The organism is Streptomyces sp. NRRL S-378, from assembly GCF_000720645.1.
Lineage (GTDB): Bacteria > Actinomycetota > Actinomycetes > Streptomycetales > Streptomycetaceae > Streptomyces.
This window is the reverse complement of sequence record NZ_JOBX01000069.1, coordinates 1-16,408: the sequence shown is the minus strand read 5'-3', so window position 1 is coordinate 16,408 and position 16,408 is coordinate 1. Positions and strand designations below refer to the sequence as shown.

The window sequence follows — 16,408 nt, the reverse complement described above, 5'->3', positions numbered from 1 at the left end:
CCTCGACCGCTGCTCCGGACCGCGTCCGGCCGGCTAAGCCGATCACGTGGTACGGCGCCGCCGCGCGCCCGGGCGGCGTTCGCTCGGGCGGAACACCGTCTCGCCGGCCGCCTTGGCCGCCTCGCGGCGCGCCGCGCCGTACTCGGCGAGGGCCTCCGCCAGCTTCGACACCGACGGCTCCGGGGAGAGGACGTCGACCCGCAGGCCGTGCTCCTCGGCGGTCTTGGCCGTCGCCGGCCCGATACAGGCGATGACGGTCACGTTGTGCGGCTTGCCCGCGATGCCGACCAGGTTGCGGACGGTCGACGAGGACGTGAAGAGAACGGCGTCGAAACCGCCGCCCTTGATCGCCTCGCGCGTGTCCGCCGGCGGCGGCGACGCGCGCACGGTCCGGTAGGCGGTGACGTCGTCGACCTCCCACCCGAGCTCGATCAGCCCGGCGACCAGCGTCTCCGTGGCGATGTCGGCCCGCGGCAGGAAGACGCGGTCGATCGGGTCGAAGACCGGGTCGTACGGCGGCCAGTCCTCCAGCAGCCCGGCCGCGGACTGCTCCCCGCTCGGCACGAGGTCCGGCTTGACGCCGAACTCCACCAGCGAGGCCGCGGTCTGCTCGCCCACCGCGGCGACCTTGATGCCCGCGAAGGCGCGCGCGTCGAGCCCGTACTCCTCGAACTTCTCGCGGACGGCCTTGACGGCGTTGACCGAGGTGAAGGCGATCCACTCGTAGCGGCCCGTCACCAGGCCCTTGACCGCGCGCTCCATCTGCTGCGGGGTGCGCGGCGGCTCCACGGCGATCGTCGGCACCTCGTGCGGCACCGCGCCGTAGGAACGCAGCTGGTCGGAGAGCGAGGCGGCCTGTTCCTTCGTCCGCGGTACGAGGACCCGCCAGCCGAACAGCGGCTTCGACTCGAACCAGGACAGGTCCTCGCGGCGCGCGGCGGCGCCGTGCTCGCCGACCACGCATATGACGGGGCGGGCGCCTTCGGGCGAGGGCAGCACCTTGCCCTGCTTGAACACCTGGGCGATCGTGCCCAGGGTCGCCGACCAGGTCCGCTGGCGCGTGGTCGTGCCGGAGACCGTCACGGTCAGCGGGGTGTCGGGCTTGCGCCCGGCGCTCACCAGCTCGGCGGCGGCGGCCGAGGCCGTCTCCAGCGTCGCGGAGACGACGAGGATCCCGTCGCTGGTCCCGGCCTCGCTCCAGCAGCGCGCCGACGCGGTCTTCGCGTCGACGAACCGCACGTCCGCGCCCTGCTTGTCACGCAGCGGGACACCGGCGTACGCGGGCACGCCGACGGCGGTCGCGACGCCGGGCACCACCTCGAAGGGGATCCCCTCGGCCGCGCACGCGAGCATCTCGTCGGCGGCGTTGCCGTCGAGTCCGGGGTCGCCCGTGACGGCACGCACGACCCGCCTGCCGGAGCGTGCGGCCTCCATGACAAGATTGGCCGCGTCCCGGATCACCGGGACCCCGGCGGCTGCTGACAACTCGTCAGCCACCGTCAGCTGCGGCGTGTCGACACCCGCGCGCGCATGCGTCCGTACGACCTCGAGCACCTCGGGTTCCGCGATCAGTACGTCCGCGGCGGCGAGCGCCTCGACGGCGCGCAGCGTCAGCAGACCCGGGTCGCCCGGGCCTGCGCCGAGGAAGGTGACGCGCCCGTGGGCGGCGACGGCCGGAAGAGCGGAGGTGGTCGGAATTGAGGGGTTCAAAGCGATCGCTCCCCCATCAGACCGGCCGCGCCCTTGGCCAGCATCTCGTCCGCGAGTTCGCGGCCGAGCGCCATGGCCTCGTCGTACGACTGGGGCACGGGACCGGTGGTGGACAGCTGCACCAGCGTCGAGCCGTCGAGGGTTCCGACGACGCCGCGCAGGCGCATTTCATTGACAATCCGTCCGTCGGCCAGCAGGTCGGCGAACGCGCCCACGGGTGCGCTGCAGCCGGCCTCCAGGGCGGCGAGCAGAGAACGCTCCGCGGTCACGGCGGCCCGGGTGTGCGGGTCGTCGAGCCTGCTGAGCGCGGCGATGAGGTCCGTGGAGGACGCGGGGCACTCCACGGCCAGGGCTCCCTGGCCGGGGGCGGGGAGGATGCTGTCGACGGACAGCAGTTCGGTGGCCTCGTCGCCGCGGCCGATCCGGTTCAGGCCGGCCGCCGCCAGGACGACGGCGTCGAGCTCGCCGTCGCGCACGAATCCGATGCGGGTGTCGACGTTGCCGCGGATGGGCACCGTCTCGATCCGCTTGCCGAGCGAGCGCGCGAGGTGGTTCAGCTGGGCGGTGCGGCGGGGCGAGCCGGTGCCGATGCGGGCGCCGTCGGGCAGCTGCTCGAAGGTCAGGCCGTCGCGGGCGACGAGTGCGTCGCGGGCGTCCTCGCGCTGCGGCATGGCCGCGATGACGAGGTCGTCGGGCTGCGTGGTCGGCAGGTCCTTCAGCGAGTGCACGGCGAAGTCGACCTCACCGCGCAGCAGCGCGTCCCGCAGGGCGGTGACGAACACGCCGGTCCCGCCGATCTGGGCGAGGTGCTCGCGCGAGACGTCGCCGTACGTCGTGATCTCCACGAGTTCGACGGGCCGGCCGGTGAGCGCCCGGACCGCGTCGGCGACGTGCCCCGACTGGGACATGGCCAGCTTGCTCCGCCGCGTACCGAGCCGCAGCGGCTGGTCGGGACGTGTGTTCATGATGCCCGTCCTGGGTCGTCGTTCTTCGGATCGGCCGCGTCCGCCCGGCTGACGGAAGCAACCGTCTGAGGGTCGAGGTCGAAGAGTTCGCGCAGTGCGTCGGCGTACCCGGCGCCGCCGGGCTCGCTCGCGAGCTGCTTGACGCGCACGGTCGGCGCGTGGAGGAGCTTGTCCACGACGCGGCGCACGGTCTGGGTGACCTCGGCGCGCTGTCGCTCGTCGAGGTCGGGGAGCCGCCCGTCGAGGCGGGCCACTTCCATGGCCACGACCTCGGCCGCCATGGCCCGCAGGGCGACGACGGTGGGCGTGATGTGGGCGGCCCGCTGCGCCGCGCCGAAGGCGGCGACCTCCTGGGCGACGATCCCGCGTACGGCGTCGACGTCGGCCGCCATCGGGGCGTCGGCGGACGCCTCGGCGAGGGATTCGATGTCCACGAGCCGGACGCCGGGGATCCGGTGCACGGCGGCGTCGATGTCCCTGGGCATGGCCAGGTCGAGCAGCGCGAGCCGGACATCGGTGGCGTGGGCCTGCGTACGGGCGCTGCGGCGGGGCTGCCGCTGCGCGGCGGCCTCGCCCTGGTCGGCCCAGGTCCCGTGCAGTTCGAGGGAGCTGGCGTCGACGCCGGTCAGGGCGGAGCGTCCGTCGAGCCCGACGGGGCAGCCGTCGGCCTCGGTGTCCGCGGGCGCGCTGATGGTCCGCGCGGCTCCGGCGTCGGCGAGCCGGGCGCCGGCCTCGGCGGCGGCGACCAGCCGGGCGAGCACATCGGCGTCGGCCGGGCCCGGTCCGGCCTGTGCCGGGACGGAAGGCACGGCGTCGGCCGCAACCGGTCCGGCCGGGGCGGGTCCGGGGACGGCGCCGAAGGACACGGCGGCGAGCACGTCGTCGGCGGTCAGTACGAGCCCGGTGGCGCCGGTGCAGGACACGACCACGTCGACTCGTGTCAGCTCATCGGCGACCTCGGCCATCGGGATGGCCGAAGCCCGCACTCCCGTGCCTGAGGCAACCAGAATCTCCGCCAGTCGCTCGGCCCGCTCGGCGGTCCGGTTCGCCACGGCGATCTCGGCGATGCCGACCCGGGCGAGAGTGGCCGCGGCCAGGGAGGACATCGATCCGGCGCCGATCACGAGGGCCCGCTTGCCGGACGCCCACTCGGCGACCGGCGTGTGCACCGCGAGCTGCTGCAGCCCGAAGGTCACCAGCGACTGGCCGGCGCGGTCGATCCCGGTCTCCGAGTGCGCGCGCTTGCCGACCCGCAGCGCCTGCTGGAACAGGTCGTTGATCAGCCGGCCGGCGGAGTGCTGTTCCTGGCCCAGCGCGAGGGCGTCCTTGATCTGGCCGAGGATCTGGCCCTCGCCGACGACCATGGAGTCCAGTCCGCACGCCACCGAGAACAGGTGGTGCACCGCCCGGTCCTCGTAGTGCACGTACAGGTACGGGGTGAGCTCCTCCAGCGCGACTCCGCTGTGCTGGGCGAGCAGCGTGGACAGCTCGGCGACTCCGGCGTGGAACTTGTCCACGTCCGCGTACAGCTCGATGCGGTTGCACGTGGCGAGCACGGTCGCTTCCGTCGCCGGTTCGGCGGCGAGGGTGTCGTGCAGCAGCTTGGTCTTGGCGTCGGCCGGCAGCGAGGCGCGCTCCAGCACGCTCACGGGTGCGCTGCGGTGGCTCAGCCCGACGACGAGCAGGCTCATGCCGGCATCACCGCCGGGACATCACCCTCGGGGCCGCCCTTGCGCGCTTCGGCGGTGGTGCGTCCGGCCGGCGGCACGACGGCTGCGGCGGGTGCGGCGCCGCCCACGGCGGAGCCGGGCTCGGTGCCGGCCGCGGCGGCTTCCTCGCCGGCCTTGCGCTGCTCGTGGAAGGCGAGGATCTGGAGCTCGATGGAGAGGTCGACCTTGCGCACGTCCACGCCGTCGGGCACGGACAGCACGGTCGGCGCGAAGTTCAGGATGGAGGTGACCCCGGCCGCGATCAGCCGCTCGCTGACCTGCTGGGCGGCGCCGGCGGGCGTCGCGATGACGCCGATCGAGACGCCGTTCTCCTCGATGATCTTTTCGAGGTCGTCGGTGTGCTGGACGGCCATGCCGGCGACCGGCTTGCCGGCCATCGCCGGGTCGGCGTCGATCAGCGCGGCCACGCGGAACCCGCGCGCGGAGAAGCCGCCGTAGTTGGCGAGTGCGGCGCCGAGGTTACCGATGCCGACGATCACTACCGGCCAGTCCTGGGTCAGGCCGAGCTCGCGGGAGATCTGGTAGACGAGGTACTCGACGTCGTAGCCGACGCCGCGGGTGCCGTAGGAACCCAGGTAGGAGAAGTCCTTGCGCAGCTTGGCGGAGTTGACTCCGGCGGCGGCCGCGAGCTCCTCGGAGGACACCGTGGGGACCGATCGCTCGGAGAGCGCGGTCAGGGCACGCAAGTACAGCGGAAGCCGGGCGACAGTGGCCTCGGGAATACCTCGGCTGCGGGTCGCCGGTCGGTGAGTTCGGCCAGTTGCCACGATGCTCCTGCGGGATGAGCGGGGCTGCAGGCGGCCTCTTGTCCCAGGACCGCCCCGTCGACAGCAGGCTATGCCTTTGTGAACGCGTGCACAAAGATTGTGTCCGCTTTGTCCGACCAAAGTGACCGGGGTCACGCGACATCGGCACGCAATCCCGGAACCGACGGCACGCCGAACCCGTTCAAATACCAAAGGGGGCAAAACCGTGCACACTCCTCACAGATACGCCCCCAGACCCCACAAATCGCCCATGATGGTAACCGGGAAGGGGGTCAGGCTCCCAACGCCCGCCGGAGCCGGTCCGGGTTCACCCTCCAGAAGGTGTGCTGTTCGCCGTCAACCAGGACCACCGGAATCTGCTCCCAGTGCAGCCGGTAGAGCTCCGCATCCTGCGAAATGTCCTTCTTCTCCCATTGCGCCCCGGTCTCGGCACAGACCTTCGCGACGACTTCCTCGGCTTCGTCACACAGGTGGCACCCAGGCTTCCCGATGAGCGTCACCAGGCGCTCGCCGGGGCTCTTCTTCTCTTTACGGCGCAACAAAGGGCTCATCCCCCCATTCTCCCGCGCCCCCGCGGCCGCCCGTTCCGTCGGTGACGACGCGAAGAGTTAACTCCTCCGTTTCCCATCGGTTCGGGAACTCCCGAACACAGTGGCTATGCTCGCGTCATGGCCGCTCCCGGATGGCTCACCCCTCGCAGGCGCTCCGCCACCGCACGTAGCGTGCTGGCCGGGGAGGCCTCGGCCGAAGCCGCCCGCAAGACCGCGCTGACCGGGCCCGAAGGGCCCGCCCAGGCCGGGACCGAAGAAGCCGACGCCGAACTCCTCGCAGCGCTGGAAGCGGTCGAGGGTCCCGCGGAGCCCGTCTTCCCCGTCGCCGGCGACGACCTCGCCGCCGCCTTCTTCGACCTCGACAACACCGTCATGCAGGGCGCCGCGATCTTCCACTTCGGCCGGGGCCTCTACAAGCGCGAGTTCTTCCGGCGCCGCGAACTCGCCCGCTTCGCCTGGCAGCAGGCCTGGTTCCGGCTCGCCGGCGTCGAGGACCCCGAGCACATGCAGGACGCCCGCGACAGCGCCCTGTCCATCGTCAAGGGCCACAAGGTCTCCGAACTGATGGCCATCGGCGAGGAGATCTACGACGAGTACATGGCCGAGCGGATCTGGCCCGGCACCCGCGCCCTGGCCCAGGCCCACCTCGACGCCGGACAGAAGGTGTGGCTGGTCACCGCAGCGCCCGTGGAGACCGCCACCATCATCGCCCGCCGCCTCGGCCTGACCGGCGCCCTGGGCACCGTCGCCGAATCCGTCGACGGCGTCTACACCGGCCGCCTGGTCGGCGAGCCGCTGCACGGCCCCGCCAAGGCCGAGGCGGTCCGCGCCCTGGCCGCCGCCGAGGGCCTCGAACTCGAACGCTGCGCCGCCTACAGCGATTCGCACAACGACATCCCGATGCTGTCGCTGGTCGGGCATCCGTACGCGATCAATCCCGACACAAAACTGCGCAAGCATGCCCGGATCAACGACTGGCGACTGCGCGACTATCGGACCGGCCGCAAGGCCGTGAAGGTGGGCGTCCCGGCGGCCGCCGGGGTCGGCGCGATCGCGGGCGGCGCGGCCGCCGCCATCGCCCTGCACCGGCGCCGCAAGTAACGACTCCGGGCCCAGGCCCAGGCCACACCGCGCCCACGCCCGCCGGGGCCACCGTCCGCCCCGGCCACGGGCATTCGCTCACCCCTACCCGCGCCCGGGGCGCGGCACTCCGCCCTGCCCGACTCGGTCGCACGCCCCCTTGGAAGCGTCCATTCCGCGCATCCAAGCGATCAAGAATCGATCACCAACCGCGATCGAATATGCCCTCGACACGCAACAGAAGTGTCGGAACCGGTGATTTGTGCAACTGGGTGTAGCGCTGCCTGTACGAAGCGTTATTCTCCTCAGACGCATGCCACCGGTCACCTGTCGCCACGACGGGTGAACGGCCCCGCACTGCACGTGATGGAAGCTCTGCCTCTGGGAGTCCCGTGTACCCACCTGTCGGGGTTGACGCCTCGGGCCTGGCTCAGCTGCGCGCAACGGTCCTCGACCACCTGCGCGGCTTCGTCCCCACCGCGTACACCGCCCCCGCCTTCGCCGCCGCGGTTCCTGCCGGCCTCGGCCCGGCCGGGCCCTGCTACGCCCTGACCGACGGCGGGGCCACCGTGGGCAGACGAGGCCGCTCGGCCGCCGGGGGCTCGAACGGCGCCGCCGGCACGAGCACCCAGGCCGCCCCCCGCCGCCCCCTGGCGGACAGCGACCAGGCCCGCATGATGGACCTGGTCGAGCGCGCCCAGGCCGGAGAGGCCGAGGCCTTCGGCCGCCTGTACGACCAGTACAGCGACACGGTCTACCGCTACATCTACTACCGCGTAGGCGGCAAGGCGACTGCGGAGGATCTCACCAGCGAGACCTTTCTGCGCGCCCTGCGCCGCATCTCCACCTTCACCTGGCAGGGCCGCGACTTCGGCGCCTGGCTCGTGACGATCGCCCGCAATCTGGTGGCGGACCACTTCAAGTCCAGCCGCTTCAGGCTGGAGGTCACCACCGGGGAGATGCTCGACGCCAACGAGGTGGAGCGCAGCCCCGAGGACTCCGTCCTGGAGTCCCTCTCCAACGCGGCCCTGCTGGAGGCCGTACGGAAACTGAATCCGCAGCAGCAGGAGTGCGTGACCCTGCGCTTCCTGCAGGGCCTCTCGGTCGCCGAGACGGCCCGGGTGATGGGGAAGAACGAGGGCGCCATCAAGACGCTCCAGTACCGGGCGGTCCGCACCCTGGCCCGCCTCCTCCCCGAAGACGCCCGCTGACGGACCCGTCCAGACACCCTCCCCGACCTCACATTCGGTGACCCCTCGATGACGCTGTGGTCCGATCATCCTTCGTCCGTAACCCAACTGCCGCGACGCTCGTTGTGCGGAATGCAGGCTCCCTGTGGACACGCCCTGCCCGAAGCCGCTCACTCGAAAGTGTGGACGTGCTCAAGGAAGGCAACCTTCCGGACACCTTGGGGAGTCGATCGTCATGACGAGAGGAGGTGCCGCCAGTGATCGCGAACGTGACCCCGCACCGGCGGGCGAACGCCTTCGCCCAGGCCCTGGAGGATCGGAACCCATCCGACCTTTCGGAACCGGACCCGGCGGCCGAGCAGTCCGAGGCACCTGCCGAATCTGCTGACCACGACCGGTTGTTGGCCCTGGCGAGCGTGCTCGGCGAACGGATGCCGCGCCCAGCCCTGGACCCCGAGGTCAAAGTGGTGCAGCGAGCCCAGCTCGTTGCCGCCATGGAGGCCATGGTGCTGGAGGAGAGGGCCGGGGGCGGTGCCGCCTCGGACCCTCAGGTGCCCGAGCAGCGGACCGGCCGCGGCGCCCACCGGGCGACCCCGCTCCGGAAATTGCGGCCCCGCTCCCGCTGGTCCAAGGGCATCGCAGCGGGCGGCCTCACCGTGGGTGTGGCCGCAGGGGCCTTCAGCGGGGTGGCCGCTGCCAGTTCCGACGCCCTGCCCGGTGACCACCTCTACCCCGTGAAGCGGGGCATGGAGGACCTGAAGCTGGGCATGGCCGACGACGACGCGGAGCGCGGCGAGCTCTATCTCGACCGGGCCTCCAACCGCCTGTCGGAAGCCCGCAGGCTGATGGAGCGCGGCCGGACCGGCACCCTGGACCACGAGTCCCTGGGCGCGATCCGCCGGGCGCTCTCCGGCGTCAAGCACGACGCGGAAGAGGGCCACCGCCTCCTCCAGGCCGCGTACGACCGGGACGGATCCCTCGGCCCGATCCAGACGCTGTCGTCGTTCTCCCGCTCACACCGCGACACCTGGGGCAAGCTGCGCGAGAAGCTCCCCGTGCAGCTCACCGACGTCGGCGGCGAAGTGGACTCGGTCTTCCAGGCCATAGACGAAGACGTGGCGCCGCTCCAGAGCCTGCTCCCCAAGCCACCCGAGCAGACCCGCGGCGGCAGCGGCTCGTCGGGCTCCCCCGCCAAGCCCGACGCCTCCAGCGGTGCCAAGCACTCCGCCCCCGCCGGCGGCACGCCCTCCGGCAGCAGCCCCGCGCCGTCCCCCTCGGGCAGCACCCGGCCACCGGCCGACGGCGGCCTCCTCGGCGGTACGGGCGACCTGCTCAACCCGCCCGCGGGACAGTCGGCGCAGCCCCCCGCGGGCACCCCGGAAGGCCCGAAGCCGGAGATCACCCTCCCGCCCCTGCTCCCGGGTCTCCTCCCTGGCCTGGGCATCGGCGCGGAGGACGCGGAGTAACAGCACGCGGAAACGGTGGTGGGCCGGGGCGGCGCCCCGGCCCACCACCGTCGCAGCACGTTCAGAAGAAGACGGATCTCCGCTGCACCAGCAGTTTGTAGAGCGTGTGCTGGATCTGCTCCCGCACCTGGTCCGTCAGGTTGAACATCAGCATGGGGTCCTCCGCCGCCTCCGCGGCGTACCCGTCGGTCGGGATCGGCTCCCCGAACTGGATCGTCCACTTCGTCGGCAGCGGCACCGCCCCCAGCGGCCCCAGCCACGGGAACGTGGGCGTGATCGGGAAGTACGGAACCCCCAACAGCCGCGCCAGCGTCTTCGCGTTACCCACCATGGGGTAGATCTCCTCCGCCCCCACGATCGAGCAGGGCACGATCGGCGTGCCCGCCCGCAGCGCCGTCGACACGAACCCGCCCCGCCCGAAGCGCTGGAGCTTGTACCGGTCCCCGAACGGCTTCCCTATCCCCTTGAAGCCCTCCGGCATGACACCGACCAGCTCCCCGGCCTCCAGCAGCCGCTGTGCGTCCTCCGCGCACGCCAGCGTGTGCCCCGCCTTGCGGGCGAGCTCGTTCACCACCGGCAGCATGAAGACCAGGTCCGCCGCCAGCAGCCGCAGGTGACGGTCCGCCGGGTGGTGGTCGTGCACGGCGACCTGGAGCATCAGCCCGTCCAGCGGCAGCGTCCCGGAGTGGTTCGCCACGATCAGCGCACCACCCTCCGCGGGGATGTTCTCGATGCCCTTGACCTCGACCCGGAAGTACTTGTCGTACAGCGGCCGCATCAGGGACATCAGGACCTGGTCCGTCAGCTCCTTGTCGTAGCCGAAGTCGTCGACCTCGTACTCGCCGGTGATCCGCCGGCGCAGGAACGCCAGCCCGCCGGCGATCCGCCGGTCCCAGTCGTCACCACGCTCCGCCGGGGCGGCCCCCGGCTCCGGCGCCGGAGCGGCCGGCTCCGGCTCCACCGGCTCGGGCGCCGGCACCGCCCGCACCCGGCGGGGCATCCGCCGGCGCGGCCGGTCCTCGTCGAACGGAATGACCTTGGCGTCCGCCACTATCGCTTCGCTCCTTCAACCGTGTCGACGTCGTCCCGCAGGCCGTCCGCGTCCAGCATGGCCGCCACCCGGTCCACGGCCCGTCCGACCCGCTCGGGCGGCAGCAACCCGTTGCCGCGGCTCCGCGCGAAGTCCGCGAAGGTCTCGGTGGTCGTGTAGAGCGGCTCGAAACCGAGGACCTCGCGCATCTGCGTGGTCTCCACGACCCGGCCGTGCGTGAGCAGCCTCATCTGCTCGGGCGAGAAGTCGGTGACCCCGACCGCCCGCAGCGCGGACCCCACCCAGGTGAGCGCGGGCAGCAGCAGCGGCAGCGTGGGCCGCCCCAGCCGCCGCGAGCACTGCGACAGCAGCAGGACGCCGTCACCCGCGATGTTGAAGGTCCCGCTGTTCAGGGTCCCGCGCCGGGGCTCCTGCGCGGCCAGCCGCAGCACCTCCAGCACGTCGTCCTCGTGCACGAACTGCAGCCGCGGGTCGTAGCCCAGGACGGTCGGCATGACCGGCATCGAGAAGTACTCGGCGAGAGCCGAATCGGCGAAGGGTCCCAGGATGTTCGCGAACCGCAGCACGCACACCGCGACGTCCGGCCGTCGGCGCGCGAAGCCCCGTACGTAGCCCTCGACCTCGGCGGCGTCCTTGGCGAAGCCGCCCGACGGCAGCGACTTGGGCGGCGTGGTCTCGGTGAAGACGGCCGGATCCCGCGGGGTGCCCCCGTACACGCTGGTACTGGACTTCACCACCAGCCGCCGGACCGTCGGGGACTTCTGGCAGGCACCGAGGAGCTGCATCGTCCCGATGACGTTGGTCTCCTTCACGGCGCTGTGCGCGCCGCCCCCGACCGGCCGGCCTCCCGTGACCGCCAGATGGACCACCGTGTCCACGGCGTGCTCGGCGAGGACCCTGGCGATCGACGACTGCCTGATGTCCGTACGGACGAACTCCGCCGACCCCAGCCGGTGCGGCGGCGTCGCGGCGTCCACCGCGATCACCCGCTCGACCTCCGGGTCACGCTGGATCCGGCGCACGAAGCGGCCGCCCAGCTGCCGGGCAGCCCCGGTGACGAGCACGACCTTCCCCACGAGCTCAGCGCCTCCCTCGAAGAAGTACCCGGCTGCACCGCAGCCCCTCCACCAAGGATGGTGGAGGGGCTGCGGAGAACACGTACAGCTGCCGTTTACTTCTTGTTACGGCGCTGGACGCGGGTGCGCTTGAGCAGCTTGCGGTGCTTCTTCTTAGCCATCCGCTTGCGCCGCTTCTTGATAACAGAGCCCACGACTACCCTCGCTCACTTCTCTTCACTGGTGCGGGGCGTCTGGGCCCACACGACCTACGTCGGCCTAGCCTACCCGCCCGAGCTCCGAGCCCGTAATCCGAGTGCTTCCCAGGGGTTACGAAGGCGTCAGGGCCCGTCAGTCTCAGGCCGACTCCACCCCCACATAGGACTCTCGGAGGTACTCATGGACCGCGTTCTCGGGGACCCGGAAGGACCGGCCCACCCGGATTGCGGGCAGATGACCGTTGTGCACCAGCCGGTACACGGTCATCTTCGACACTCGCATCACCGAGGCGACCTCCGCCACGGTCAGGAACTGAACCTCACTGAGAGGCCTCTCGCCAGCAGCCATGACACACCTTGACCTTCCGCGCATGACGGGCACCGGCTTCCCCTCCGGTTACTCCTCGTCGTCGCACGCTCACTCCCCAGAGTAGGGGCGCGTGATACGAGTGGGGAAGAGGAGCTACGGCCACTCCTGCCGCCCCGTCAGACTCGCCCGGCCCAGCACGTACCGGGCAAGCGGACGGTAGTAGTCCGATCGCACCGCATCATCAAGCGGAACGGCCACCGACACCCGCCCCTCCGCCTCCCCCACGAACAGCGCGGGATCATCGGTGTCCGCCAGCCCGATCGCCTCCACGCCGAGCTGACCTGCACCGCAGACCCATCCGTGGTCACCCACCACCAGGTCCGGCAGCGGCCCGCCGGCCTCCGCGAGGGCCCCCAGAGCCACCCGAACCGGCAGGGGCGAATGACTGTGCACGCCGGTCGCACTCCCCGGCACCCGCACGCCGGGTTCCCGCACCAGTGCGACCCCCCGTACGTAGGCGATGCAGTGCGTGCGTACGCCGAACCGGGTCGCCATGTCGACACGTACCCCCTGCGCCGGGGTGAGGACAACACATCCCGCCGCCGACATCGCCTCGGCCAAACCGGCGTAGAAACCCAGGAGCCGATGCGGATGACCGGTCCCGAACAGCACCCGCGACCCCGCCCTCGCCGCCTCCCGCAACCGCCCCGCGAACGCCTCCAACGCGGCCACCGTCCGCTCCGGATCGATCACGTCCGGCCCGTTGACGTGCGAAGGGTCCGCCGAGACACCGCACTTGTCCGCCATCAGCCTCAGCAGATCACCCTCGCCCCAGCCCCCCTCGGGATCCAGCCCCAGCAGCACCCGCGGATCCCGCGCCGCGAACAGCCGGTAGCTGCGCAGGCTCTCCTCCCGGGAGGTGGCGACGGGCCCGGCCAACCGGGCGGCCAGCAGATGCGCACGCAACGCGCCGGTGCTCAACACCCTCCGATGCTCCCCCACCCCACCTGTCGGGTCATCAATTCCGGCGAACAGCCCCACAGTTGGCGTAACGATGCATCAACGGCCGCACACCGGACCTCAGGTCAGCATGCCGCGCAGCGGGAAGACCGCCCTCCGGGTGGCGAGAACGGCCTGATCCGTTCGGTCCGCCGGGTCGTAGCCCGCGTCCCAGTCCCGCCACGACGGGCTCCGCCCGTCCGTCATCCGCCCCGGCGCCAACTGCCGCGTCCGCGCGTACACCTCGTCGCGCCACGAAGCCGGGACCGCCGTCTCCGGATCCACCGGCCGGTGCGCGGCGATCGCCACCAGATGCGTCCACGACCGCGGAACGACGTCCACCACCGCGTACCCACCGCCGCCCAGCGCCAGCCACCTCCCGTCCGCGTACTCGTGCGCCAGCTGGTGGCAGGCCTCCTGCACGGCCCGCTGGGCGTCCAGGGACACCGCCAGGTGCGCGAGGGGGTCCTCGAAGTGGGTGTCGGCCCCGTGCTGGGTCACCAGCACCTGCGGCCGGAAGTCCGCCAGCAGCTCCGGCACCGTCGCGTGGAACGCCCGCAGCCATCCCTCGTCCCCGGTGCCGGCCGGCAGCGCCACGTTCACCGCCGACCCCTCCGCCGCCGGGCCCCCGGTCTCCTCCGGCCAGCCCGTCTGCGGGAACAGCGTCCGCGGATGCTCGTGCAGCGAGATCGTCAGCACCCGCGGGTCGTCCCAGAAGGCGGCCTGCACGCCGTCCCCGTGGTGGACGTCCACGTCCACGTACGCGACCCGTTCCGCACCCAGCTCCAGCAGCCGGGCGATGGCCAGCGACGCGTCGTTGTACACGCAGAAACCGGCCGCTCCGCCCGGCATGGCGTGGTGCAGCCCGCCGGCGAAGTTCACGGCGTGCCCGGCCTCCCCGCGCCAGATCGCCTCCGCACCCGCCACGGACTGCCCGGCGATCAGCGCGGACGCCTCGTGCATCCCGTGGAAGGCCGGATCGTCCACCGTGCCCAGCCCGTACGACCCGTCGGCGGCACCCGGGTCGGCCGACACCTCGCGCACCGCAGCGACGTAGTCCTCCCGGTGGACGAGCCTCAGCGTCGACTCCCCGGCCGGCCGGGCCGCCCGCACCTCCATCTGCCGGTCCAGCCCGAAGGCGCGCACCAGGCCCATGGTCAGCGCCAGGCGCACCGGGTCCATCGGATGGCTCGGTCCGAAGTCATACCCCGTTACCGCCTCGTCCCACATCAACAGCCCGGTCACCGGCTCGCCGCTCATGGTCGACACCGTATCGGGCCTCCCGCGGCCCGAACGAGCGGGCATGGAACAGCGTGATCAGGACGAGGACCATCGGCACCAGCATCGCGCCCCGGTAGCTCCAGGCGTCGCCGATCGCACCGACGAGCGGCGACCCGATCAGGAACCCGACGTAGTTGAAGATGTTCAGCCGCGCCACCGCCGTGTCGGACGCCCCCGGGAACAGCCTCCCCGCGGCAGCGAAGGTCTGCGGCACGATCACGCACAGCCCGATCCCCAGCAGCGTGAAGCCGAGCATCCCCGCCCACACCGCCGGCGCGGCCGCCACCACGGCGAACCCCGCGGCGGCGAGCAGGGTCCCGCACCGCACCACGGCCACGGCCCCGAACCGCCGCACACCCAGGTCCCCCACGGCCCGCCCCACGAGGGTCGTCACCATGTAGACGTTGTAGGGGACGGTCGCCGTCTGCTCCGAGCTCCCGAGCACGTCCTGGAGGTACTTGGCACTCCAGTTCGCGACCGTCGAGTCCCCGATGTACGCGCACGCCATCACCAGGCAGAGCGGCAGCAGGAGCGCGAACCCCCCGGCCCCCAGCCCCTTCTCCGGCAGACCCTCCGGATCCTCGTGGTCCGGGCGGTCCGTCCGGTCCACGTAGTACCGGCTGCCCAGCAGCACGCACGGCACCAGCACGGCCACGGCCGGCAGGTAGCTGACGAGCAGCCCCAGGTGTGCGTGCGCCCCGTACCAGGCCGCCGAAGCCCCCAGGATCCCGCCCAGGCTGTACGCGGCGTGGAAGCCCAGCATGATGCTGCGCCCGTACGCCCGCTGCAGGCTGACCCCGAGCATGTTCATCGAGGCGTCCAGCGCGCCCACCGACAGTCCGAACGCCCCCAGGGCCACCGCCACGTGCCACAGCCGCTCGCCGGCGCCCACCCCGAGCAGGGACAGCAGGACCAGCGGCTGGGCCCACCGCAGGACGACGCTGGGCGCGACCCGCTTGACCAGGTGCTCGGTACCGACGCTGGCCGCACCCGCGAGGACCGGCACCGCGGCGAGGAAGACGGGCAGCAGCCCGTCGGATATCCCGTACCGGTCCTGGATGGCCGGGATCCGGGTGACGAGCAGGGCGAAGGTGACGCCCTGCACGAAGAAGCTGAACCCCAGGGCGCCACGGCCGCGCTGCAGCCGCACATCATCCGTCATGGCGGGTCAGCGTAGGCCCCGGGGCTACCCGTGGGTAGAGAGATCACACGGGCAGTTGCAGGATCAGCGGGAGCTGCATCATGTCGCCGAAGTAGCCGGTGGCTCCGGGGAGCCGGTCCGCGGGCAGCAGCGCGGTGAACCCGTACACGTCCATCCCGGCGGCCGCGGCGGCCTCGATCCCGCGGGGGCTGGCCTCGATGACGACGCACCGCGTGGGCTCGACGCCCATCTGCCGTGCGGCGTGCAGGTAGAGGTCGGGTGCCGGCTTGCCCTGTCCCACGTCGTCGACGCTGAAGATCCACTCTTCTTCGAACCACCCGTCGAGGCCGGCCACCCGGTGCCCGACGCGGATCCGCTCGTGACTGCCGGAGGAGGCCAGGCAGTACCCGATCCCGTGGGCGGTCAGCGCCCCGAGGACCTCCTCCACTCCGGGCACGGGCTTCAGCTCCTGCTCGAACGCGGCGCAGGTCCGCGCGTGCAGCGTCTCGTCGAAGTCCGCCGGCAGCCGCTCCCCCGTCCGCTCCTGGACGAGGTCGTGCACCTGGTGCACGGCGGCGCCCATGTAGTCGCGGACCGACTCCTCGTAGGTGGTCGGGTGCCCCAGCTCGGTCAGGTACCCCGCGAGGACGTTGTTGGCGAGCGGCTCGCTGTCCACCAGCACGCCGTCGTTGTCGAAGATGACAAGGTCGTAGCCCATACCCCCACATTACGGAGGAATCGGATGCCGGACGGTTCCGCCGTGCCCAGCCCGACACGGGGTCACCCGACCGGCCCGTGAACGCAGAAAAGCCCCGCACCAGAAGGTGCGGGGCTTTCCCACAATGATTGTTCGGCGGCGTCCTACTCTCCCACAGGGTCCCCCCTGCAGTACCA

Annotated in this window: 16 protein-coding genes; 3 read left to right on the top strand and 13 right to left on the bottom strand. The window is 71.9% G+C overall.

The window, feature by feature from the left end; all coding sequences use genetic code 11:
• Positions 1-42: 42 nt before the first annotated feature.
• The 5 genes from IH80_RS0132475 to IH80_RS0132455 form a co-directional block, all read right to left on the bottom strand.
• Positions 43-1,710, bottom strand: coding sequence for a uroporphyrinogen-III synthase (locus IH80_RS0132475; protein WP_030965244.1), 1,668 nt, complete (start codon positions 1,708-1,710; stop codon positions 43-45).
• On the bottom strand, positions 1,707-2,675 hold the full coding sequence (hemC, locus tag IH80_RS0132470; RefSeq protein WP_030965243.1) for a hydroxymethylbilane synthase: 969 nt from the start codon (positions 2,673-2,675) through the stop codon (positions 1,707-1,709). The genes IH80_RS0132475 and hemC overlap by 4 nt, the downstream gene beginning before the upstream one ends.
• Complete coding sequence (locus IH80_RS0132465; protein ID WP_030965241.1) at positions 2,672-4,366, bottom strand: glutamyl-tRNA reductase; 1,695 nt, start codon at positions 4,364-4,366, stop codon at positions 2,672-2,674. Before IH80_RS0132465 ends, hemC begins: the two co-directional genes overlap by 4 nt.
• Positions 4,363-5,172 carry a redox-sensing transcriptional repressor Rex gene (locus tag IH80_RS0132460; protein WP_030965239.1) on the bottom strand — a complete coding sequence of 270 codons (810 nt, stop codon included), beginning with the start codon at positions 5,170-5,172 and terminating at the stop codon, positions 4,363-4,365. The genes IH80_RS0132465 and IH80_RS0132460 overlap by 4 nt, the downstream gene beginning before the upstream one ends.
• A 272-nt stretch (positions 5,173-5,444) precedes the next feature.
• Positions 5,445-5,723 carry a glutaredoxin family protein gene (locus tag IH80_RS0132455; RefSeq protein ID WP_030965238.1) on the bottom strand — a complete coding sequence of 93 codons (279 nt, stop codon included), beginning with the start codon at positions 5,721-5,723 and terminating at the stop codon, positions 5,445-5,447.
• A gap of 117 nt (positions 5,724-5,840) precedes the next feature.
• Here IH80_RS0132455 and IH80_RS0132450 point away from each other — a divergent pair, with 117 nt between their 5' ends.
• The 3 genes from IH80_RS0132450 (at position 5,841) to IH80_RS0132440 (ending at position 9,459) form a co-directional block, all read left to right on the top strand.
• Positions 5,841-6,824, top strand: a complete 984-nt coding sequence (locus IH80_RS0132450; RefSeq protein ID WP_030965236.1) for an HAD family hydrolase — start codon at positions 5,841-5,843, stop codon at positions 6,822-6,824.
• A 371-nt stretch (positions 6,825-7,195) separates the two neighbouring features.
• Positions 7,196-8,014 carry an ECF subfamily RNA polymerase sigma factor, BldN family gene (locus IH80_RS0132445; RefSeq protein ID WP_030833467.1) on the top strand — a complete coding sequence of 273 codons (819 nt, stop codon included), beginning with the start codon at positions 7,196-7,198 and terminating at the stop codon, positions 8,012-8,014.
• 236 nt (positions 8,015-8,250) lie between these two features.
• On the top strand, positions 8,251-9,459 hold the full coding sequence (locus IH80_RS0132440; protein ID WP_030965235.1) for a DUF5667 domain-containing protein: 1,209 nt from the start codon (positions 8,251-8,253) through the stop codon (positions 9,457-9,459).
• A gap of 61 nt (positions 9,460-9,520) precedes the next feature.
• Here IH80_RS0132440 and IH80_RS0132435 read toward each other — a convergent pair whose 3' ends face one another.
• The 8 genes from IH80_RS0132435 to IH80_RS0132405 form a co-directional block, all read right to left on the bottom strand.
• Entirely contained in the window at positions 9,521-10,510 is a 990-nt protein-coding gene (locus tag IH80_RS0132435; protein ID WP_030965234.1) for a lysophospholipid acyltransferase family protein, read from the bottom strand.
• Positions 10,510-11,586, bottom strand: coding sequence for an NAD-dependent epimerase/dehydratase family protein (locus IH80_RS0132430; protein ID WP_037881800.1), 1,077 nt, complete (start codon positions 11,584-11,586; stop codon positions 10,510-10,512). The genes IH80_RS0132435 and IH80_RS0132430 overlap by 1 nt, the downstream gene beginning before the upstream one ends.
• Before the next feature lie 95 nt (positions 11,587-11,681).
• On the bottom strand, positions 11,682-11,780 hold the full coding sequence (locus tag IH80_RS42980; protein ID WP_003948845.1) for a 30S ribosomal protein bS22: 99 nt from the start codon (positions 11,778-11,780) through the stop codon (positions 11,682-11,684).
• A gap of 142 nt (positions 11,781-11,922) precedes the next feature.
• Positions 11,923-12,132, bottom strand: a complete 210-nt coding sequence (locus IH80_RS0132425; protein WP_008738568.1) for a helix-turn-helix domain-containing protein — start codon at positions 12,130-12,132, stop codon at positions 11,923-11,925.
• 114 nt (positions 12,133-12,246) lie between these two features.
• Positions 12,247-13,077, bottom strand: coding sequence for a phosphatase (locus IH80_RS0132420; protein WP_030965231.1), 831 nt, complete (start codon positions 13,075-13,077; stop codon positions 12,247-12,249).
• 96 nt (positions 13,078-13,173) lie between these two features.
• Positions 13,174-14,322 (bottom strand): acetoin utilization protein AcuC, encoded by a 1,149-nt coding sequence (locus tag IH80_RS0132415; protein WP_030965230.1) that lies wholly within the window; start codon positions 14,320-14,322, stop codon positions 13,174-13,176.
• Positions 14,294-15,535: an MFS transporter gene (locus tag IH80_RS0132410; protein ID WP_030965229.1), complete on the bottom strand. Its 1,242-nt coding sequence runs from the start codon at positions 15,533-15,535 to the stop codon at positions 14,294-14,296. Before IH80_RS0132410 ends, IH80_RS0132415 begins: the two co-directional genes overlap by 29 nt.
• A gap of 43 nt (positions 15,536-15,578) precedes the next feature.
• Positions 15,579-16,232, bottom strand: coding sequence for an HAD family hydrolase (locus IH80_RS0132405; RefSeq protein WP_030965227.1), 654 nt, complete (start codon positions 16,230-16,232; stop codon positions 15,579-15,581).
• Positions 16,233-16,408: the final 176 nt, after the last annotated feature.